We start from the raw sequence: 21,243 nt of genomic DNA on the forward strand, positions 1-21,243 counted from the left end.
TTTAGTGTCCTTTTTTTAAAACTGACTTATTCTATTTTGAACTTGTATATGTAATATGGCGCTTTTCCTAAATCGGTTGTGCCAGTAAAAGCTACTGTTTTGTGTAATTGATTAACAGCAATGTAAAGATATTGTCCTTGGATACTAACGTTGTCTGGCCATAGTAACCTATTGTCGCGAATCAACATTTGTAGTTTTTTGGTTTTAGTATTCCATTTATCAATACCCTTATCGTTTAAATTTGTAAAATAATGATCGCCATTTCTGCTGGTTGTTGCTCCATCGGAAATAGGTTTTTTGCCTATTTTTTTTACCGTAGCCAAAATTTCTTTGTCACTTTTATTAGCTCTAATTGCTTTAGCAGAAATGCTGTACCAAGTTTTTCCATTCATAGCTCCGTAAAATATTGTTTCTTTATCCTCAGATATTGAAATTGGGTCAACTGCTACTCGAGATGGTTTGCCACCAAAATAAATGAATTCAGAGTCAATGACGGTGTTTACGTCCTCACTTAAAAAAGAGGGATGTTGTTGCAAACGTTTTGCTTCTTTGGTATTTAAGTTTAAAACTATTAAACCAGGATTTGCAATATCTGCAAGGTATACAAAGCCATTTTTAATATCGACTACCAAATCTTGAACAAATGAATTGGGAGGTGCAATTGTAGTAGGAAAAGTAAATGTCAAAATGTTTTCTTTTGTAACTGGATCAAAAGCAAATAATCTGGTTTTACCAAAATTTACTCCCATGTCAATTACCCAAATATTGCCATTAACATCAGTTGTAATTCCTAAGGGTGTATCAAAGGTTTTTTCAGTAGGAGCTTGTCCATCTTTGCGTTGCCAACTTTGGTTTGGGAATGCTTCATACGTTGTTTTATCTTTTACAACAATTAACTGCATTGAGTGATTCCCAAAGGGGTGAATCGTTGAGAAAATCAAGCCTTTATTATTTACTGCAACGTTACCTGGTCGCATATTCATTTCTAAAACGACTTCTAATTGATCTTCAACATTTTTTTTTTGTTGTGCGTATACATAATTTGTTGTGGATGTGAATATTGCTATTGCACCTACAAGAAACGGAATTAAACTGGTTTTCTTCATTTTATACTATATTCTTTATAGTTACAAAATTAGGTATAGTTGTTTAACTTTGCAATAACGGATAAAATGTATAGTAGTAGATGTATTGTATAGATAATAAAGAATTTCCTTGTAGCACAAGCTTGACAATGAAATATATAGGTGGCAAATGGAAGGCTGTAATTCTTATTCACTTAATTGAAAAAAAAAGGTATAATGAACTCCGAAAAGAACTTTCAATGGTTACGGAGCGAACAATCAGTCTTCAATTAAAGGAATTAGAAGCCGATGGTTTAGTAATTCGAACTGTTCATACTGCCAAACCACCTCTAAAAGTAGAGTATGAATTGACAGATTTTGGTAGAACATTAATTCCTTTACTTACCGCTATTGCAAATTGGGGTGAAGATGCCGCGCGGAATAACAATCAAATTCAGATACTTTAATTAAAAGAGTAAGCCGCCAAAGATTTTTCTGAGGCGGCTTGCTCATGGATTTAATTTATTTTTAAGTGCGAAACTATATCTCGATTAGATATTAAACTTTATTGAGGAAAGCAATTTATCATTTGTAAATTATACATCTTTCTCTTTTCTTTAATTGGTAATTAGCTGTAAATTTTATCAAACAAGTCAGCATATTTTTGTAGCAAAATTTTACGTTTTAATTTTAGAGTTGGCGTAAGCTCTCCACCTTCAATAGACCACACATCTGAGGTCAATTCAAAGCGTTTGATTTTTTCCCAATTTCCAAATTTCTCATTCAAAGAGTCTACTTCTTCTTGAATGCGCTCAATTACTTGTGCATTTGTACTAATCTCTTTGTTGGTTTTACCAATATCGATTTTGTGTATATTTGCCCATTCGCGTAAAAAGTCAAAACTTGGTTGAATGAAAGCACCAGGCATTTTTTGGCCATCACCAATTACCATAATTTGCTCTATAAAGCGAGATTGCTTCATGGTATTTTCGATAGATTGTGGTGCAATGTATTTTCCTCCTGAAGTTTTAAACATTTCTTTTTTTCTATCGGTAATTTTTAAAAACCCATCGGAGTCAAATTCACCTATATCACCAGTATGAAAATAACCATCAATAATTACCTCGTTGGTCAATGTTTCGTCTTTGTAATAGCCCATCATTACATTTTTACCTTTACATAGTATTTCACCATCCTCAGCTATTTTAACAGAAAGGTTCACAATTGGTTTTCCTACGGTACCTACACGAAAACCTTTGTTTCGAATATCGTTTACTGAGATTACAGGAGACGTTTCGGTTAAACCATAACCTTCCATAACAGGAATTTGTGCTGCCGCAAATATTCTGGCTAGGCGTGGTTGTAATGCAGCACTACCAGAAACCATCAAATCGAGTTTTCCGCCAAGGCCTTCTTTCCATTTACTGAAAATTAGTTTTCTTGCAATTCCAAGTTGTAATTCGTACCAAATGCCGTTTTTACCGTAAGGTTGGTATTCTAAACCTAAATCAATAGCCCAGAAAAATAGTTTTTTCTTGATTCCAGTTAACTCAGTTCCTTTAGCATAAATTTTATCATATACTTTTTCGAGTAATCTAGGTACAGCAGTTATTACAGTAGGTTGTACCTCTTTAATATTATCACTAATTTTTTCGATAGATTCTCCAAAATAAATAGACACTCCATAATATTGATAGAGATACAAAATCATTCGTTCGAAAATGTGACAGATTGGTAAAAAACTCAAAGCCCTACTTTTACCTGCTTCGAAAGGGATACGAGGTGCGCTATCTAAAACATTTGAAACAATATTTTGATGCGATAACATTACACCTTTTGGTTTTCCTGTAGTTCCTGAGGTATATATTATTGTAGCTAATTCCTCGGTAGTCACATTGTTTTTTCTTTCCTCTACTTCGTTTTGATTACCAGTATCGGAACCTAAATCAAGTACTGCCGTCCAATGTGCACTACCTTCAATAGTATTAAAGGAGTAAACTTCTTTTAACAAAGGAACTTTGTGTTTAATTAAATTTACTTTTCGTAACACCTCTAGATCTGAAACAAAACAATATATAACACCAGAATGGTTTAAAATATACTCGTAATCATCCTCAGAAATAGTAGGATAAATGGGTACGGTTTGCGCTCCTGTTTGTAGGACACCAATATCCATAATATTCCATTCTGTGCGATTGTTGGATGAAATCAGTGCAATTTTATCGTTTTTCTGTACCCCAAGACGCAAAAGTCCTCGGGAAATGGCGTTTGCTTTGGCAATGTATTCTTGTGTTGAAGTTTTAATCCAGGTACCATCTTGCTTGCTTACTAAGGCATCTGGGATAGAATTGTATTTTTCCTGCTGATAATACGGAAAATCAAAGAGGCGTGTGATATTTATCATTATTGGGATATTGGATTTTTATGCAAATTAAAATAAAAATAGTTATAAAATTTTAAAATATGTAATTATATATTGATTTTACCGCCAAATAAACCATAAACAAAGTATAGTTATACTGAGTAGTTTTATCAAATTGTTTTTTTTGAAAGATCTAATTTGAGAATGAAGAGGTGCGCTAAATATGATTTTAAAAATGGAATTACTTCGCTTAGTCAAATTTGGTTTCAACTAAGCGATGTAATAGTGCCTCCGTGGTGGTATTGTTCTAAAATTTGGTTACTAATTCAAAATAGTAGAAAATGATGCGCAAGAGAGCACTAATTTGACCTTAAAAAAGGTAGTAATTCCGATATGTGTAGTATTTTACATAAAAATCAATATTATTGTTTGTATTTTTTTAATAATATGAATGTTTAATTCATTACTTTGTTAAAAATAAGAATTATTTTTTATTAATTTGTATTTATATTTTTAATAATAATCATAAGAATATTTTATGAATTACACATTGCATCAATTACAGATATTTTTAAAAGTGGTCAAAACACAAAGTATCACCAAAGCAGCAGAAGAATTGCATTTAACACAACCGGCGGTATCAATTCAGCTCCGAAATTTTCAGGATCAATTTGATGTGCCTTTGACTGAAATTGTAGGCAGAAAATTATATGTTACTGATTTTGGTCAAGAAATTGCACAAGTTGCTCAAACGATTATTCAACAAGTCGAGACTATTAACTATAAAACAAGAGCTTATAAGGGTCAATTAAGTGGTAGGTTAAAAGTAACTATTGTGTCAACTGGTAAATATGTAATGCCTTATTTTTTAGCTGATTTTGTTAAAAAAAATGTTGGAATTGATTTGCAAATGGATGTTACAAATAAAAGCAGAGTCCTGAGTAGTTTAGAAAATAATGAGGTAGATTTTGCATTAGTTTCTGTATTGCCAAGTGGTTTGAATGTGGATCAGTTAGATTTAATGCAAAATAGATTGTATTTGGTGGCTAATTCTAATTTAAAATTAAAACGCGGCGCAGATTCCTCTTCTATATTTAACGATATGCCTCTTATTTTTCGTGAAAAAGGTTCTGGTACGCGACAAGTTATGGAGGAATTTATTCAGAGTAACGGTATTTTTATTCCCAAAAAAATGGAGCTTACCTCAAACGAAGCTGTGAAACAAGCTGTTATTGCTGGTATAGGTTGCTCTATTATGCCATTGATAGGTATCAAAAATGAATTGCTGAACCATGAACTACAGATAATACCTTATGCAGGGCTGCCAGTTACTACAACTTGGAGTTTAATTTGGCCTAAAGGGAAAAAACATTCACCTGTTGCCACTTCATTTTTAAATTATATGAGAAAAGAACGCGATAATATTGTATCCAAAAAGTTCAGTTGGTCTGAAGATTTTTAAGTTTATAAATTTTGTTCCGAAATACAATGTCGACTTTTGTTTTCAAAAAAAAAATCAGCTTTTTTAAAAGCTGATTTTTAATATTATTTTTTATTTCCTACCCATTTTCGGGCATTTACGAAGGCTTCTAACCAAGGGGAAACTTCGTCTTTTTGATCTCTGTCTGGATAATTAGCCCAGTTCCAAGGGAAAGTAGAACGTTCTATGTGTGGCATCATTACTAAATGTCTTCCTGTTGTGTCGCACATCATGGCAGTGTTGTAGTCTGATCCATTTGGATTGGCAGGATAACCTTCGTACCCATATTTAGCTACAATACTATAGTTTTCTTCCGCCATTGGTAAGTTGAATTTTCCTTCACCATGTGAAATCCAAACCCCTAAAGTTGCACCTTCTAAACTAGAAAGCATAACCGAATTATTTTTCTGAATTTTTACAGATGTAAATCCGCTTTCATGTTTGTGTGAATCGTTATGTTTCATTTTTCCATGCACTTCATGTTCCGGAGTAATCAATTCTAATTCCATCATTAACTGACAACCATTACAAATTCCGACAGAAAGTGTGTCTTCTCTTTTGAAGAAGTTTTTCAAAGCAGTATTCGCTTTTTCGTTGTATAAAAAGGCACCTGCCCAACCTTTTGCCGAACCTAAAACATCTGAATTAGAGAATCCACCAACGGCTCCAATAAATTGAATGTCTTCTAACGTTTCTCTTCCCGAAATTAAATCGGTCATGTGAACGTCTTTTACATCAAAACCAGCCAAATACATAGCGTTCGCCATTTCACGCTCTGAATTACTTCCTTTTTCACGAATAATTGCTGCTTTTGGTCTGTTCGTATGGGAAACTACTGGTAATTTTCCATCAAAATGAGATGGAAAAGTAAACGATAAAGGTTGATTTGCGAAATTTTCAAAACGCTCCAAAGATTTACCATTTTTAGTTTGTTTCTGATCTAATAAGAAAGATGTTTCAAACCAAATTTCTCTGTATTTTTTTGAAGAAAATTCAAATGTATCTTCATGATTTACAATAGAAATGGTATCCGCATTCGTAACCGTTCCAATATTGAAAATTTCAATTCCGTTAGCTTCAAAAATCGCTTCAACTTCCGCATCAGCTTGGAAAACAACCGCAATATTTTCTGAAAACAGTAATTTAGTAGAATCGATTTCATTGATAGCAGTTAAGTCGAAATTCGCACCTAAATTCACATCTGCAAAACACATTTCTAATAAAGTTGTGATTAATCCACCGCTTCCAATATCGTGTCCGGCTTTGATTTTTCTATCTTTAATTAAATCTTGTAACGTATTGAATGCTGTTTTAAAGAAGGCAGCATTTTTGATAGTTGGTGTTTCATTACCCACTTTATTTTGAGTTTGATTGAATGAAGAACCTCCTAATTTAAACGAATCTTGCGATAAGTTTAAGTAGTAAATATTTCCACCATTTCGTTTCAAAACAGGTTCTACAGCTTTTGTAATATTGGAACAATTTCCAGCTGCTGAAATGATCACTGTTCCTGGTGCAATTACCTCATCATTCGGATATTTTTGCTTCATCGAAAGCGAATCTTTTCCAGTTGGAATGTTGATGCCTAATTCGATAGCGAAATCTGAACAACTTTGAACAGCTTCATATAAACGCGCATCTTCACCTTCATTTTTACAAGCCCACATCCAGTTTGCGGATAATGAAACTGAATCTAAACCATCTTTTAATGGTGCCCAAACTAAGTTAGAAAGCGATTCTGCAATAGCATTTCTTGTTCCAGCAACCGGATCAATTAAGGATGAAATAGGAGCGTGGCCAATTGAAGTGGCAATTCCTTCTTTTCCTTTAAAATCTAAAGCCATTACGCCGACATTATTTAAAGGTAATTGTAAAGGTCCAGTGCATTGTTGTTTGGCCACTTTTCCACCTACACAACGGTCAACTTTATTTGTTAACCAATCTTTACAAGCCACAGCTTCAAGTTGTAAAACTTGTTCTAAATAGGTTGGAATTTCGTTTGAGTTATATTCAGAATTACTATAATTTCTAGCAATTGTTTGGTCTGTCATGATAGTTTTTGGGGAACTACCGAAGAAGTCTTCCAAAGCGTAATCCATAGGTTTTAAACCTGTAGTTTTCGATTCGAATGTAAATCTATGATCGTTGGTAACATCACCTACTTGATACATAGGTGAACGTTCTCTATCTGCTATTCTTTGTAAAATATCAATGTCTTTTTCACCAATGACTAAGCCCATTCTTTCTTGCGATTCGTTTCCGATGATTTCTTTAGCAGAAAGTGTTGGATCGCCAACCGGTAATTTATCTAAATCGATTAATCCACCGGTTTCTTCTACTAATTCAGACAAACAATTTAAATGTCCACCCGCACCATGATCATGAATAGAGACAATCGGATTGTGATCGCTTTCTACCAAACCACGAATGGCATTAGCGGCACGTTTTTGCATTTCTGGATTAGAACGTTGAATGGCGTTTAATTCAATTCCTGAACCAAAAGCTCCTGTATCTGCTGAGGAAACCGCAGCGCCACCCATTCCAATTCTATAATTTTCTCCACCAAGAATGACAATTTTATCGCCTTCTTGTGGTTTCTTTTTTATGGCTTGATCTAATTTTCCGTAACCAATTCCACCCGCTTGCATGATTACTTTATCGTATCCTAATTTACGAGCTTGCACTGAGCCTGTCGAAGTGTTTTCTTCATGTTCGAAAGTTAAAACCGAACCTGTAATTAACGGTTGACCGAATTTATTTCCGAAATCCGATGCTCCATTTGAGGCTTTTATCAGGATATCCATTGGTGTTTGATACAACCAAGGACGTTCTGCCATTGCTTCTTCGTGCTTGCGATTGTTAGTTAATCTCGAATAAGAAGTCATATAAACTGCCGTTCCAGCTAATGGTAATGAACCTTGTCCACCAGCCAATCGGTCACGAATTTCTCCTCCAGAACCTGTTGCCGCTCCGTTAAAAGGCTCAACTGTTGTCGGGAAATTATGTGTTTCTGCTTTTAAAGAAAGAACCGATTCAAATTCTTTTTCTTCGTAAAAATCAGGTTTGTCTGCACTTTTTGGTGCGAATTGAGTCACTTTTGGACCTTTTACAAAAGCCACATTATCTTTGTAAGCTGAAACGATATCGTTAGGGTTTTCTTGAGATGTTTTTTTGATTAATTTGAATAAAGAAGTTGGTTTTTCTTCTCCATCCACCACAAAAGTTCCATTGAATATTTTATGGCGACAGTGTTCTGAATTGGCTTGTGAGAAAGCAAAAATTTCAGAATCTGTTAGTTTTCTTCCTAGTTTAGTAGCTAAATTATCTAGATATTCTACTTCTTCTAAACTTAAAGCTAGACCCTCTTGTTGGTTATAGGCATCGATATCTTCAATTTCTAAAATAGCTTCCGGTTCAATATTTACTGTAAATATATCTTGATGTAATTCAGCATATTTTTGAAGTAACATCGGATCGAAATCAGTAAAATCTGAATCTATTTTCTCAAATTCTTCAATTCTAACAATTCCTGTAATTCCCATATTTTGGGTAATTTCAACGGCATTGGTACTCCATGGCGTAACCATAGCGGCACGTGGTCCAACAAAAAAATCCGTAAGTACGGATTTTTCTAGGATATGTGCATCGGCAAAAAGCCAATTGAGTTTTGAAATGTCTTGAGCCGAGATTTCGTTTTGCGTTTGTACTGCAAAAACGGTTTTACTTTGGTTTTCAAAGAAATGAATCATTGTTGTGTAGTTTGTTGTATTGCGATGCAAATTTAGGTAATTAAGATTAAATTACCTGCATAAAAAAAGCGGCAATTTTGCCGCTTTTTTTGTTGAAATTCGATTGCAATTAAGTAGTACTAATTAAAGACTTGAAGTAGTAAATTTTAATTCAAATCATAAAACAATATTCTGTGATGTCATAGCTAAAATAGTACTAATCTTTTTGGGCAAATTTTATTAAAATTATCAGTTGGTTACTTTTTGTTTTTTTAAAAGAAAAAAAGAAAGTAGTCCAATAATAGGAACGCACCAAAGGAAAATAAGCAGTAGTGTTTTTTCTTGTAAATTCACAGAGCTTCTTAAAATCTTAATAGTCAAAACAAGATACAATAAAAAAATGACAATAATTATTAAGATAATAGAGCTTTCTGAAAGGGTTAAATTCATAATGTTTTGATTAAAGATTAAAGTTCCGATAACAAATACAATTTGGAAGCAAAATAGTATTATTTTTCTTATTTACAAAATCTTCAATAGGTCAAATGATTTTTAAATTATCACGAATGCTCAAATTGCATTTAGTTTGAATAAATAATTGATTTAATTTTCTGATTTCAATTGAAAAAAATAATCTTTATTTTTTACTATTTACCATCTTTGTATTGATTTAAAAGCAATTCAAAATTAAATCAGATTACGATTAAAAGACAATACTATCAAGTGAACAATGATGAAAGACTTGCATAAAAAAAGCGGCAATTTTGCCGCTTTTTAATCTAATCTATAACAATTTTTTGTGCGAAGTTTTCGGTTCCGATTTCAATTCTGATCAAGTAAGTGCCCTTTGAAATATTTGGTATTGCAATTTCAGATTGAGTTCTGTTCTGAGCGCTGTATATTTTTTGACCTAGGATAGAATAAATCTCTACATTATAAGGTTTTTCAGCATTATTAATGTAAAAAGTTCCGCGCGATGGATTTGGATATATAACAAGTGGTTCTGCTATGTTTGAATTTGCTGTTTTTTTGGTACTGGTTGTTCGACTTCCAAGGTTTGAGCAACTGTCTAAAGCAAATACATCCCATTGAGTAGCTTTGTTGAAAGTAGTTGAAGGTGCCGTTACTGTCGCTTTTCTACGAATGGTTTCGTCAATTGAAAAATTAGCAGATCCACCATTAAAAGTTCCAATGATATCAATAAGAACTCCGTTTTTAAATAAGCCTACGGCATCATTTCCGTTGAAAGTCATTTCGGTTGCGGATGTAGACAAGTTTGCTGAACCAGTAGGATAACAACTAGAAGCCATTAGACTATTAACGATAGTATATTTTCCACCGCTACTAATTGTTCCTGATAAAGTTAAACCAGCACTCCATGCTCCAGCACCGTTAGTTTGTCTTTTGATGCTATATGCCGAAAGGTTAATAGCTGCACTTGTTTTATTTGCAATTTCTAAAGCTTTGTTATTTGATGTACCTTCAATGTATTCGGAGAACATTAATTCAGTTGAAGTACTATTTGAACTGGTAACAACGGTCAAAGCATTACTGGTTGCAGATAAGTTTCCTACTGCGTCTCTAGCTCTTACAGTAAAAGTGTAACTAGTAGCTGCTGTTAAGCTACTAACCACCATGTTTAGTGTTGTTACTGTAGTTCTTAAAACACCATTAACATATACATTATAACCAGTTACGCCTACGTTATCAGTTGAAGCATTCCACGCAAGTGTTACAGAGGTTGTAGTTTTAGCTGTCGAAGTTAGCGATGTAGGCGTGCTAGGAGCAGTAGTATCTGTAGTACCACCGCCAATAGTTCCGCCCCATATGGCGTTAACATAAGACGGATTGTCTATAAACGGATTTCTATTGCCTTGGCGTGCATATATTGCATTATTTCTTTCAATTTCTCTGGCGCTCACCGGATCATTAGCGTGCCAAGAAAGAAGCAGGTTTAAAAAAGCAGTTGTAAATACTTGATTACTCGTTCCGTTGAACATAGCGTATGGATAACCAGCTACCGTGTTTTCATAACGAGTAGCAAAATAAAAATACATGCGAGCTATATCACCTTTAAAAGCTGCTGCTGGTTCAAATACTGTTCCTGTATATCCAGATACAGCACTTGTACCAAGTTTACTTCCGTTAAGTGTAGTTGTTGATGCTGTTGCAACGTTACCGTGCGGAAAACTTGAACGTAAGCCATTTACTTTTCCATCGGTTGGAGGAATAAAATGTGCATCAGAAACCATAGGCGCTGCTGAATTAAATGTAGATTGTGGAATTACGTGCTCTCTATTGTAGCAATCACCTTCTACAGCATACGTTCCACATTGATTTGTAGTTAACGTATAATTGTACGGATCTGTTCCGTTTTGATTTTCAGAATATAAATCGAAGATCGTGTTGTCATTCTCATTTTGATGATCTCTGTCAGATGTAGCATAGGTTGTCCATAATCCAGAGTAACCCTGATCGGTATGACCCTTAATAATGTTGTAAAGCTGTGTTTTGAGCGTGTAGCCGGAACCCGTTGCCGTGCTGTAATAACCGCTAGGCGCTTGTGCTTGACTTACAAAAATTACAAGTAGCATTACTGCAATGTAAAGTTTTTTCATAGTGTTGTTGTGGTTTTTGTTAAAATTTGCTTTTCGTTTTTACTTACAATGATGTTTGTAATCCGCAGCAAATTTAAAACTTAAAGAGTTCCTAATGTTAAGTTAATGTGAATTTAATCATTGATTATTGAATTTTTTTCTTAATAAAATAAGAATTTAGCTAAAAAAATTAAACAAATCTTATTTTGCATTAAAGTAAAGCGCAAAAAAAAGCGGCACATTGTGCCGCTTGATACGTTTTTCATCGTAAAATTTAATTTACAATCAATTTTTTGGTTACTGTAGCTGTTTCGGATGATACTTTTACTAGATAAACACCATTACTTAAATTACCAATTGATGCTGTGTTGGTATTATCAAAATCTTTTTCAAAAACTTTTTGTCCGATTAGTGAGAAAACTTGAACTGTATGTTTTTCGTTTGAGTTTTCAAAATTGATTTTCACATTTCCATTTGAAGGATTTGGATACATTGTAAAGCCGTTTTTTTCAAAATCAGGACTTGAAAGATTTGAAATAGCATGTGCTCCAAGTCCATCACAAGTGTTACTAGCAAATGAATCCCATTCTGCTGTTTTGTCAAAAGTTGTATTTGGAGCAGTAATGCTTGCTTTTCTCCTTAAAGTAACATTTTCACCAAACTTAGCTGTACCCCCATTAAAAGTACCAATAATATCAATCAATACCCCATTTTTGAACAATCCCATTGGATCATCCCCATTAAACGATTCTTGTGCAGATGATAAATTTGCACTAGTGACTGGATAGCAGGTTGTTGCCATTTGCGGATCTACTAATACAAATACAGCACCAGTATTTAATGTACCAGTTAAGTTGAGTCCAGTAGTCCATGGTCCGGCACCATTTGTTTGTTTTCTGATTGAATAACCAGTTAAGTCTATTGCTGCTCCTGTGAAATTTGCAATTTCTATAGCTTTATTGAAGCTGCTTCCTTCTACATACTCTGAAAAGAAAAGTTCTTTTGCACCAGCTCCGCCTGTGGATGCTGCAGTTGTTGTTCCTTCTACATTTGTACTGGCAACAGATGAGTTTCTTGCATCATCACGAGTAATGATATAAAAAGTGTATGTTGTAGAAGCTACTAAGCCTGTTACAACAGTTGTTAGCTCTTTTGTCGTAGTTTTTAATGAACCATTCATGTAAACATCATAAGTGGTTACAGCAACATTATCTGTGGCGGCTGTCCAAGTTAGTGTTATTGCATTTGAACTTGTTGTACTTACGGTTAAATTATTTACAGCTGTTGGTGCTTGCGTATCTGCTGGCTCGGTTGTCCAAACGGCAGCAACATAGCTAGGATTGTCAATGTAAGGGTTGCGATTGTTTTGTCTTGCATAAATAGCATTGTTTCTGGCAATTTCTCTCTCACTTACAGGATCTTGGTTGTGCCAAGTAATTAATTGTGCTAAAAAGCTATCAGTAAAAACCTTTCCTGTAGAATTGTTAAACATAGGGTAGTTATAGCCTGCAACTGTATTTTCATATCGTGTTGCAAAATAGAAATACATCCTTGCAATATCACCTTTAAATTCATCAATTGGTTCAAAAACTTGTCCAGTATATCCGGCTATTGAACCAGTTCCAAGCTTACTTCCGTTGCGGGTGATTTCACTAACAACTGTTACATTGGCATGTGGGAAATTAGAACGAATTCCGTTTACCTTACCATCTGTTGGAGTGATAAAATGAGCATCAGATACCATTGGAGATTGTTCATTAAAAATTGACTGTGGAATAATATGTTCTCTGTTATAGCAATCTCCTTCAACAGAGTAGTTTCCGCACCTTTTTGTTGCTGTAATAGCATAATTATAAGGATCGACTCCGGCTGGATTTTCAGAATACATGTCTAATACCGAACCATCTTTTTCAAAAAAGTTGTCAACGTCAGATGTTTCGTAGGTTACATACAAATCCCCGTAAGATAGCGTTGTATGTCCTTTAATAATGTTGTACAATTGCGTTTTTAAAGTATAGCCTGTTCCCGTTGCAGTAGAATAGTATCCTGCGGGGGCTTGTGCTAAAACTGAAGTGCAAATAAATAAAAATAGAAATTTGTAAAGTTGTTTCATTTTTGTTTGTTTTGGAAAATTTTCGTGGACAAAAATAGTTTTTTCCGTTGATTTTCAAACGTTATGAAATCTTTAAATTTCAGTTTTTTACGGTTTTACGTTTTTGGAAAAGGTTTGTTTTGATAGGCACCTAAGTCTGGTGGCAAACTACGGCTAAATCCTAAAATGTCCTGAGGCACCACAAATAAAGAGTTTCCTTTACCAAAAGCAGCTGATTTTTCATCAATGTTTAGCTTGTTTTGTCCAACATTAAAAAATAAAGGATCTTTATTTAATAGAATTGATGTGTAATGTGTTGGATCAGAATTGAATTGATATAATGGATTATTTTGTACTTGAGTAGAGTTAATGTCAAACTTTATCAAACAACTATTAAATTGGTATTCGAATGCGGCACCTTCTTTCTTGTTCAAACTCATCTCTGTGTTGTAAGGACCGAAAATGATACAGTTGTTGAAAATTGCTTTAGTTAGGTTTTTAACTTCTGGCACGGCTCCTTGTAAATTATTACTTATGAGTAACGCTAATTGTTCAGAGCTATTCCAATTATTATTAATCGTGCAATGGGTAAAGGTATAGTCTCCTCCGTAGGTACACGCTACACTTGCAGTTCCTGCTGTGTTTACAACAAGATTTTCGGCATTAATTTTGGCAGTTTGTGCCAAAATCCCAAAATTACTATTATTGTAAATTTGACTATTTTTGAGTTGAACGGTCGTGTTATCATTGTTTTGAATGAGTAAGCCGATTGTAGCATTTTTAATAGTCAAATGATTAATACTATTATTTGTACTGCCATCAGTAAGCCAGATTGTTCCCCATTGCCCAGGAATATTATCAAATTCGGGTTCTAATCGATCGCCTTCAAAAATTACTTCGTTCTCTAATTGTGGTGTCAAAGAGGTTTTTCCATCAACCAAAATTGAGGCTTTATTTGCTACTATTATACCGGAGTTCGCATGAAAATGTACGCGACTACCCGCTTGAAAAAGGACTGTTTTACTGGGTGGTACCGCTGCATAACCATAAATAACGTAAGGTTTTTTATTTGTAAAAATGAGTTCATTACCATTGATAGGATCGTTTTCATCTAGATAAAATCCCTCAATTTTATCTGAACCAATTGGTAATGTTTCGGTTGTACCATCAGCAAAACGTTGTGGATATAAAAAAACAGCATCTTGAATCAAGGTAACGAGTTCTACTTTTTGTAGATTTTCGCCACTATCAAATTGAATGAAATCGGTGTATAAAAAATCGGACGGATTTGCATCTTTAATAGAGGCAGTTGTTTCGATAAAAATAAACATACTGTCTTTTGCTAAAAGCGTAACATCTGTAAAAATTTTACCATTGTTGCCTTGCATTCCATCAACAGTCATGCGGTATTTTGAATTCAAACCTTTGCCCAATTGTACCATTGGAATCGTAATGTCTTTTTTACTTCTGTTGTACACTTTTAATTGGTAAGTACTTGATCCAATATTAGAAAAAACGGTGTCCAAATACACTGTATCTCTTGAAAATTCAAGTTCGCCAGTACTAGCAACAGTTTCAAAATCAGTTCTACAAGCGGACAAACTGGCAACAATTCCGATGAAAATCAAAAGTACTCTAAGGCGCATGGCTTCTTTTTTTGGTAAAAATAAGGAAAAACTATTTTCGAAATCAGAATTACAATCACAATATCCGTATTGTCTCTCTTCTTTTCGTTAATTTTACACTTTAAAAAAATATACTAAAATGACTTTTGATAAAGAAAAAATACTGCATTGGTGCAATCATGTTTCAAAAAACACTTTGATGGAAACACTTAACATCGTTTACACGGATGCTGGTGAAGATTTCTTGGTTGCCACCATGCCTGTTACACCTCATGTGCATCAACCGATGGGATTACTTCACGGTGGTGCGTCAGTTGCCTTGGCTGAAAGTGTTGGTAGTGCAGCCTCGATGCTATTTGTTAACTCAGAAGTAAGCGAAGTTCGAGGAATTGAAATTGCTGCCAACCATTTAAAAGCTAAGCGCGACGGAATGGTGACGGCAACGGCAAGATGTGTGCATAAGGGAAGAAGTATTCACTTATGGGAAATAAAAATTACAGACGAACGCGATCAATTAATTTCTTTGTGTAAGCTTACAAATATGATTCTCCCGAAAAGAAAAAGTGAAGAAAAATAATGGAAAACCTACTGCGTAGAGCTCTAGAACAAAGGCAGGCTAATTTACCTTTTGTTTTATATCATAAGCCTCAAAGTGATGAGGTAATTGGCTTTTTTCAAAAAGACGATCATTTGTATCAAGTTGCTGACTTTACGGAAAATGGTTTTGTATTTGCATCTTTTGATGGTTCTAAAAAGCATTTGATACCGGAAGAAGCTGCTGAAGTACTTACAATACCATTCGTGCCAAAAACAATACTTTCTGATGGATCTCATTTTTCAAACGCGTCTAAGCAAGATCAAGAATTTTTTCAAAATTTGGTTCAAAAAGCGGTTGTTAAGATTCAACAAGGTGCGCTAGAGAAGGTAGTGTTATCACGAGTAGAAACTATTACTATTAATGACTTTGACTTATTTGAAGTTTTTGAAAAATTGGTTAATTTGTATCCTGCTACTTGTGTTTATTGTTTTTACCATCCGCAGGTAGGACTTTGGATGGGAGCAACTCCTGAACAATTGTTGCAAATTCGCGGGACCACATTTGAAACTATTTCATTAGCTGGAACTCAAAAAGCAACTAGTATTGAGGTAGTTAATTGGGGATTGAAAGAGCAAGAAGAGCAGCAATTTGTGACCGATTTTTTACTATCTAAATTGAAACCTGTTACGGAGAAATTAAATGTTACTCCTCCATTTAGCATTCAAGCAGGTGCAATATGGCATATTAAAACAGTTGTTTCAGGACAGTTAGGCGCTACAACTAAAATTCGAGATTTAGTCAATTTGCTGCATCCTACACCAGCAGTTTGTGGTTTACCAACCACGGCAGCTAAGCAATTTATTTTAGAGAATGAAAACTATGATAGACAATTTTATACTGGTTTTTTGGGAGAGTTAAATGTTACTTTTGGTGAAGAAAGAAAAGACTCTGATTTGTTTGTCAATTTACGATGCATGCAAATTGATATTCAGCAAGATGTTCAACAAAATACATCGGATGTTAAAGTGCAATTGTATATGGGTTGTGGAGTCACTAAAGATAGTATTCCTGCGAAAGAATGGGAGGAGAGTGTCAATAAATCATCGACTATGAAAAAGGTTTTTAGTTAATGAAAGTAGGTCAATTGGTACCGAAGTAATAAATAAAAATAAAAAGAATGAAATTAGATATTTTAGCATTTGGAGCACACCCTGATGATGTGGAATTAGGTTGCGCAGGAACTATATTAAAAGAAATTTCTTTGGGTAAAAAGGTTGGTATTGTTGATTTGACTCGTGGCGAACTAGGCACGCGTGGTACAGCCGAAACTAGAGATCAAGAAGCAAGTGCTGCAGCTACAATTTTAGGAGTGAGCGTGAGAGAGAATTTGAAAATGCGCGATGGTTTTTTTGTAAATGACGAAAAACACCAACGCGAGATTATTAAAATGATTCGAAAGTACCAGCCAGAAATTGTGCTTTGCAATGCAATTGATGACCGACATATTGATCATGCAAAAGGGAGCAAATTAGTTTCAGATGCTTGCTTTTTGTCGGGCTTGATTAAAATAGAAACAGAGCTCGATGGTGAAAAACAGTTGACTTGGCGACCTAAAGTAGTCTACCATTATTTGCAATGGAAAAATATTGAGCCCGACTTTGTAGTTGATATTACTGGTTTTAATGAAAAGAAAATCGCTTCTATTTTAGCTTACCGAACACAATTTTATGACCCGGAATCAAATGAACCAGAATCTCCAATTTCAAGTAAAAATTTCTTAGAAAGCCTCAGTTACCGCTCCAGAGATTTAGGCAGGTTAACAGGCGTAGAATATGCTGAAGGTTTTACAGTAGAAAGGTATTTGGCTGTCAATAGTTTAGGGGATTTGCGTTAAATTTATTGAATTTTTTTTCAAAAAACCTTTGCACAACTCAACTTTAGTTGTATCTTTGCCACCGCTAAGCAAATGGTGGTTGTAGCTCAGTTGGTTAGAGCATCGGTTTGTGGTACCGAGGGTCGCGGGTTCGAGCCCCGTCTTCCACCCAGAAAGCAAAAGCCTTGAAGAAATTCAAGGCTTTTTTTGTGCTTTATACCCAAACAAATAAAAACATTACTAAATTTGTTAATAAACGTTTTAATTTACTTTTGAGATAAATAATTTCTAACGAATTCGTCAAAACTAGAAAGGGTCTTATCTTCATACACCTGTATAAATTGTTTAAATTGCATGTATCCATACACCGAAGGATCTTGCGAAGCTTGTTCGTAATTTTGATTAAAAAAATCTTCAATAGTAGAGTTAGTAGGAATAGGGTTAGGCAGCTTTTGCCACATTTTTTTAGCACTTTCGTAACAAAGTTTTAGTTCTTTTTCTCTTCCTTGTTTTCTCCACCATAAAATGGCTAAAGTATTTGCAAACAATTCATTTTTATAGGATCCGTTTTGATTTCCTTCTTTTACATCTTGTAACGCGTGCGCTAATTCATGAGGAAGGTAAAAGCCATTAAAAAAATAACCAAAAGCAAGCTTTCCCTGAACTTCATCACCTGCCATTTCATAAAAAAATTGTTTTATCGGTGAGATTACCTGACTCCAAAGTGGCATATTAGCCGTTTTTTCAGGACCAGAGCCGTCATAATATATTAAGTACGGCGTTGTATTCAACACTGCTTTTACATCAAAATTGATTTTTGGGTTAATCTTCTTCACATCCTTAATGAATTGTGTAGTAATTGAATTTCCGTCTAATACTATCGCGGTTGAATCTGTGTAGATATGGAACCAATCTGGTTGTGCTAGGATCTTATTTGATACACCAAATAGGAGTATTAAAAAAATAATTTTTCTCATCTTAATTTTGTTTTAATTCATAATTCAGGATATTTTAAAAGTGTAAGTAGTTTAATTACAGGTAAATATACTAATTATTGTTTTTGCTTAACAAATGAAGTTAATTTTTAATACTTAAGATTTTACAGCGAAGGCAGGATTAGGATTGAAGTTGATCTTTTGTTTTCATTAATTAAAAAACAGAAGCCTTCCCTTTCTTTAAAAATGGGAAGGCTTACGACCTGTTTAAAGTGTTGATGTATTTACTAATTCTGATTTGTAAAATTTATTGGTGAGTTGTCATTTTTATTCAAAATCAACTAATATATTGATTTTCAAATTAATTTCGTGAAAAGAGGTTTTTAGTACAAATTTTACAACGCTTCGTTACTTTGCGCTTATTTATTTTTCAAAAAACAAACAAGTAAAATTGTTCTTATTTTATACTTTGATGTGTCCCCAATTTTCACCGCTTTTTATGCGACTGACTTGCATTTCGCTAATTCCAAATTGTTTGGCAAGTATTTTGGCTCTAGTTTTACGACTTGGATCGTTTAATATTTTTTTCAAACGAATAACTTGTGTAATGGTAAGCTTTCTTCCATCAGATTTTTGTTTTGTTTCACGTACTTTATCAACGATTCCCTGTACTTTCGGATTTTTGTTGCGATGCGCCATCATTTCCTCAGGCGTTGCCCATCGCAAATTGTTAACACGGTCGTTATCTCGAGAAAAGTCTAAATGAATAACATGGATATGTTCTTCCGAGGGTTTAGGAATAAAGAGTTCAGCAATGACACGGTATAATAAGATACCTTTTTCAACAATTTTGCCTTTCTTATTAGTTTTGTATCGCAATGTGTTGTAGCCGCTCGACATGCCTCCATTTAGGATTTGTCCATCTGAGAATGACTCGGTGAAACTCATTAAACGCCCTCTGTTAGATACGGCGTAACGCTTGCGCAAAGGATAGTCTATTTCGATTTCTCGAAACTCCTCCATAGGGTAAAGTCTAATCATCTTTTAAGTGGTATTTAAGGTGACCAAATGTTTATCAATTGTTCGTCCTTTTAATTCGCAAAGGGTGTGCTACTGCTGTGCAGGTAGTCCGACACGAAGCGAACTATAAGGTTTGTAACTAGATGTAAAGATAGGTATTTTTTCAAAGAACACAAGTTGTAAGCTATTTAAAGTATAATTCTCCTGAATGGTAGGTGCGTAAGATGTTTTGGTCTGCAAATTATCGCAATAATCTATGGTGATCAATGTAAAATAGGTGCTATTGTGCTATGATTGTAAAGTGCTAGTAATAAAAAAAGCATCTGCAAAATAAATTCATGAAAATTTATTTTGCAGATGCCTTATTTTAGTGTCAAGTATGTTTAAGTGATCTAAAAGAAAGAATATCCAAAAATAAATGAAACTGTTTTATAGTTTGAGTTCCAGAAGACATAGTTTCCTAAAATCTCTCTTGTAGTTTGGTATCTTAATTCGACGCTAAACTTATCATTTTGTTTGAAACCCAAACCTAATGCGGGATTATTTCTGGACTTAAGATCAAGTGTATTAAACGTAGAGCCATCGTTGCGGGTAAATTCAACTGTAGATTTTGATGATAAATCAATTATGTAAGATGCATTTAAGAACAATTTAGAATTTTTATTTAAAAAGAAATAATGTCTGAACGTAAGTGGAATTTCAATTGAACTATAATCAACACTTACGTTTTGAACACCTCCGCTAACATCAGTAACATTACTGGTTTTTTGAGCTTTAAAATTTTGAAAAGTTGGTTCAATGGCAATAGACCACTTGTTTTTATTAAATGGTAAAATGTATTCTGCTTCAAGTCCAAATCCAAAACCGGTTTTGCTACCAAAATCAGTGTTTCGTTGTTTAGAACTTGAATTGTCAATTGTTAATGACGAATTGTTGATTCGAGGTCTTAGCGTGAGATTGAAAAGGTCTTTCTTTTCTTTAGGAGCAAAATTTACCACACCATCATTAAAACACTCGGCGTACTTTGTGAAAAATTTTATTAAGTCTTTCTTTTTATATTCCACTTTCTCCACGTCGCTCAATGTAATGTTTTGACATTGCAAATCCATCCATAATTGCTGTCTAAATTTATTGTTTTTTGCAACATCACTATCTGTTACCAAATATGTTTTGTAAACCAGTTGCTCGATGGTATTGTCGCCTTTGTTGTAAAAATACCTTTTGATGCTACGATCTGAATATTCGTATAAATTTGCTTTTCCCTCTACCAAAGCTTTTAAAAAGAGTTGTTCATCATTAAATTTTGGATCTTTATCATTACTCAAATTATCGACAGTAGTTCCAGATCTATCAATTTTAACGTCTCTTCTGATGTATTTAAATGCATTGACTATCCCAAATTCTTTTACTTGACCAAGAGTGCCCTTAATAGGTTCACTATTTTCATTTAATTTATAATCAAATTCTGTAGGATTGTTTTTCCAATCAATATTTAGTATCAAACATTCAACTTTTTGATCTTTGTTGTTAATAATATAGCCTTTCTCGAAAACGACTTGTGCAAAAGAATTAAGACTTAGAAAGCTGATTAGTAGAATTAAGAGTTGTTTTTTCATTTTTTTAAAGTTCTTTTTTAATTTTTTTTTAATACTATTTTGTGTATCGTTATCACACAAAATTCCCAGCATGATGTTTACTTAAGAACTTTAGTGATTTTGCGAAGATATATTATTTTATAAGAAACTTCGGTTGATAATGGGATAAAAATGTATGTTTCAAAGAAATTTCATTATCATTCATCGTACCATTAGTCATTACTTTCAGAATTACTATTTTTGAGTCTGTCCGTAAAAGGATTATAATTACTGATAATGATCCTCTTCATAGGCCTAATTTAAAGTTAAATGACTACTTAATAACCTGGTGATA

At 33.9% G+C, this 21,243-nt stretch carries 14 protein-coding genes and 1 tRNA gene; 6 read left to right on the forward strand and 9 right to left on the reverse strand.

The genetic code is table 11. From position 1 onward, the window contains the following. Window positions 1–26: 26 nt before the first annotated feature. Window positions 27–1,106, reverse strand: a complete 1,080-nt coding sequence (locus G9Q29_RS08100; protein ID WP_166135443.1) for an L-dopachrome tautomerase-related protein — start codon at window positions 1,104–1,106, stop codon at window positions 27–29. A gap of 80 nt (window positions 1,107–1,186) precedes the next feature. On the opposite strand from G9Q29_RS08100, the gene G9Q29_RS08105 reads away from it, so the two are divergent. Next, a complete protein-coding gene (locus tag G9Q29_RS08105) occupies window positions 1,187–1,531 on the forward strand; it encodes a winged helix-turn-helix transcriptional regulator (protein ID WP_166135446.1) in 345 nt (114 codons plus the stop codon). A gap of 161 nt (window positions 1,532–1,692) precedes the next feature. Here G9Q29_RS08105 and G9Q29_RS08110 read toward each other — a convergent pair whose 3' ends face one another. Continuing rightward, window positions 1,693–3,468 carry an AMP-dependent synthetase/ligase gene (locus G9Q29_RS08110; protein WP_166135449.1) on the reverse strand — a complete coding sequence of 592 codons (1,776 nt, stop codon included), beginning with the start codon at window positions 3,466–3,468 and terminating at the stop codon, window positions 1,693–1,695. A 496-nt stretch (window positions 3,469–3,964) separates the two neighbouring features. On the opposite strand from G9Q29_RS08110, the gene G9Q29_RS08115 reads away from it, so the two are divergent. Beyond that, window positions 3,965–4,888: a LysR family transcriptional regulator gene (locus tag G9Q29_RS08115; RefSeq protein WP_166135452.1), complete on the forward strand. Its 924-nt coding sequence runs from the start codon at window positions 3,965–3,967 to the stop codon at window positions 4,886–4,888. 83 nt (window positions 4,889–4,971) lie between these two features. On the opposite strand, the gene purL is transcribed toward G9Q29_RS08115, so the two are convergent. The 4 genes from purL to G9Q29_RS08135 all read right to left on the reverse strand — a co-directional run bounded on the left by purL (window position 4,972) and on the right by G9Q29_RS08135 (window position 14,969). Then, window positions 4,972–8,655, reverse strand: coding sequence for a phosphoribosylformylglycinamidine synthase (purL, locus tag G9Q29_RS08120; protein WP_166135455.1), 3,684 nt, complete (start codon window positions 8,653–8,655; stop codon window positions 4,972–4,974). Window positions 8,656–9,413: 758 nt separating this feature from the next. Beyond that, a complete protein-coding gene (locus G9Q29_RS08125; RefSeq protein WP_166135458.1) occupies window positions 9,414–11,252 on the reverse strand; it encodes an endonuclease in 1,839 nt (612 codons plus the stop codon). Between the two features lie 253 nt (window positions 11,253–11,505). Beyond that, on the reverse strand, window positions 11,506–13,344 hold the full coding sequence (locus G9Q29_RS08130) for an endonuclease (protein WP_166135461.1): 1,839 nt from the start codon (window positions 13,342–13,344) through the stop codon (window positions 11,506–11,508). Between the two features lie 95 nt (window positions 13,345–13,439). Further along, window positions 13,440–14,969, reverse strand: a complete 1,530-nt coding sequence (locus tag G9Q29_RS08135) for a right-handed parallel beta-helix repeat-containing protein (protein ID WP_166135464.1) — start codon at window positions 14,967–14,969, stop codon at window positions 13,440–13,442. 118 nt (window positions 14,970–15,087) lie between these two features. On the opposite strand from G9Q29_RS08135, the gene G9Q29_RS08140 reads away from it, so the two are divergent. From G9Q29_RS08140 to G9Q29_RS08155, 4 genes are all read left to right on the forward strand, one after another. After that, window positions 15,088–15,525 (forward strand): PaaI family thioesterase, encoded by a 438-nt coding sequence (locus G9Q29_RS08140; RefSeq protein WP_166135467.1) that lies wholly within the window; start codon window positions 15,088–15,090, stop codon window positions 15,523–15,525. After that, complete coding sequence (locus G9Q29_RS08145) at window positions 15,525–16,616, forward strand: chorismate-binding protein (RefSeq protein WP_166135470.1); 1,092 nt, start codon at window positions 15,525–15,527, stop codon at window positions 16,614–16,616. The genes G9Q29_RS08140 and G9Q29_RS08145 overlap by 1 nt, the downstream gene beginning before the upstream one ends. Before the next feature lie 47 nt (window positions 16,617–16,663). Beyond that, entirely contained in the window at window positions 16,664–17,380 is a 717-nt protein-coding gene (gene bshB1 / locus G9Q29_RS08150) for a bacillithiol biosynthesis deacetylase BshB1 (RefSeq protein ID WP_166135473.1), read from the forward strand. Between the two features lie 74 nt (window positions 17,381–17,454). Continuing rightward, window positions 17,455–17,530, forward strand: a tRNA-His gene (locus G9Q29_RS08155). Window positions 17,531–17,625: 95 nt separating this feature from the next. On the opposite strand, the gene G9Q29_RS08160 is transcribed toward G9Q29_RS08155, so the two are convergent. From G9Q29_RS08160 to G9Q29_RS08170, 3 genes are all read right to left on the reverse strand, one after another. Then, window positions 17,626–18,336 carry a hypothetical protein gene (locus G9Q29_RS08160; protein ID WP_166135476.1) on the reverse strand — a complete coding sequence of 237 codons (711 nt, stop codon included), beginning with the start codon at window positions 18,334–18,336 and terminating at the stop codon, window positions 17,626–17,628. 420 nt (window positions 18,337–18,756) lie between these two features. Beyond that, window positions 18,757–19,335, reverse strand: a complete 579-nt coding sequence (locus G9Q29_RS08165; protein ID WP_166135479.1) for an HNH endonuclease — start codon at window positions 19,333–19,335, stop codon at window positions 18,757–18,759. A 371-nt stretch (window positions 19,336–19,706) separates the two neighbouring features. Continuing rightward, window positions 19,707–20,930: an autotransporter outer membrane beta-barrel domain-containing protein gene (locus G9Q29_RS08170; RefSeq protein ID WP_166135482.1), complete on the reverse strand. Its 1,224-nt coding sequence runs from the start codon at window positions 20,928–20,930 to the stop codon at window positions 19,707–19,709. Window positions 20,931–21,243: the final 313 nt, after the last annotated feature.

Source organism: Flavobacterium turcicum, from assembly GCF_011365745.1.
Taxonomy (GTDB): Bacteria; Bacteroidota; Bacteroidia; order Flavobacteriales; family Flavobacteriaceae; genus Flavobacterium; species Flavobacterium turcicum.

Bases quoted from the DNA above. Each gene is read 5' to 3' on its own strand.
- G9Q29_RS08135 (WP_166135464.1), bottom strand. From the start codon at position 14,969: ATGCGCCTTAGAGTACTTTTGATTTTCATCGGAATTGTTGCCAGTTTG.
- bshB1 (WP_166135473.1), top strand. From the start codon at position 16,664: ATGAAATTAGATATTTTAGCATTTGGAGCACACCCTGATGATGTGGAA.
- G9Q29_RS08115 (WP_166135452.1), top strand. From the start codon at position 3,965: ATGAATTACACATTGCATCAATTACAGATATTTTTAAAAGTGGTCAAA.
- G9Q29_RS08165 (WP_166135479.1), bottom strand. From the start codon at position 19,335: ATGATTAGACTTTACCCTATGGAGGAGTTTCGAGAAATCGAAATAGAC.
- G9Q29_RS08105 (WP_166135446.1), top strand. From the start codon at position 1,187: ATGTATTGTATAGATAATAAAGAATTTCCTTGTAGCACAAGCTTGACA.
- G9Q29_RS08110 (WP_166135449.1), bottom strand. From the start codon at position 3,468: ATGATAAATATCACACGCCTCTTTGATTTTCCGTATTATCAGCAGGAA.
- G9Q29_RS08125 (WP_166135458.1), bottom strand. From the start codon at position 11,252: ATGAAAAAACTTTACATTGCAGTAATGCTACTTGTAATTTTTGTAAGT.
- G9Q29_RS08140 (WP_166135467.1), top strand. From the start codon at position 15,088: ATGACTTTTGATAAAGAAAAAATACTGCATTGGTGCAATCATGTTTCA.
- G9Q29_RS08160 (WP_166135476.1), bottom strand. From the start codon at position 18,336: ATGAGAAAAATTATTTTTTTAATACTCCTATTTGGTGTATCAAATAAG.
- purL (WP_166135455.1), bottom strand. From the start codon at position 8,655: ATGATTCATTTCTTTGAAAACCAAAGTAAAACCGTTTTTGCAGTACAA.
- G9Q29_RS08145 (WP_166135470.1), top strand. From the start codon at position 15,525: ATGGAAAACCTACTGCGTAGAGCTCTAGAACAAAGGCAGGCTAATTTA.
- G9Q29_RS08130 (WP_166135461.1), bottom strand. From the start codon at position 13,344: ATGAAACAACTTTACAAATTTCTATTTTTATTTATTTGCACTTCAGTT.
- G9Q29_RS08100 (WP_166135443.1), bottom strand. From the start codon at position 1,106: ATGAAGAAAACCAGTTTAATTCCGTTTCTTGTAGGTGCAATAGCAATA.
- G9Q29_RS08170 (WP_166135482.1), bottom strand. From the start codon at position 20,930: ATGAAAAAACAACTCTTAATTCTACTAATCAGCTTTCTAAGTCTTAAT.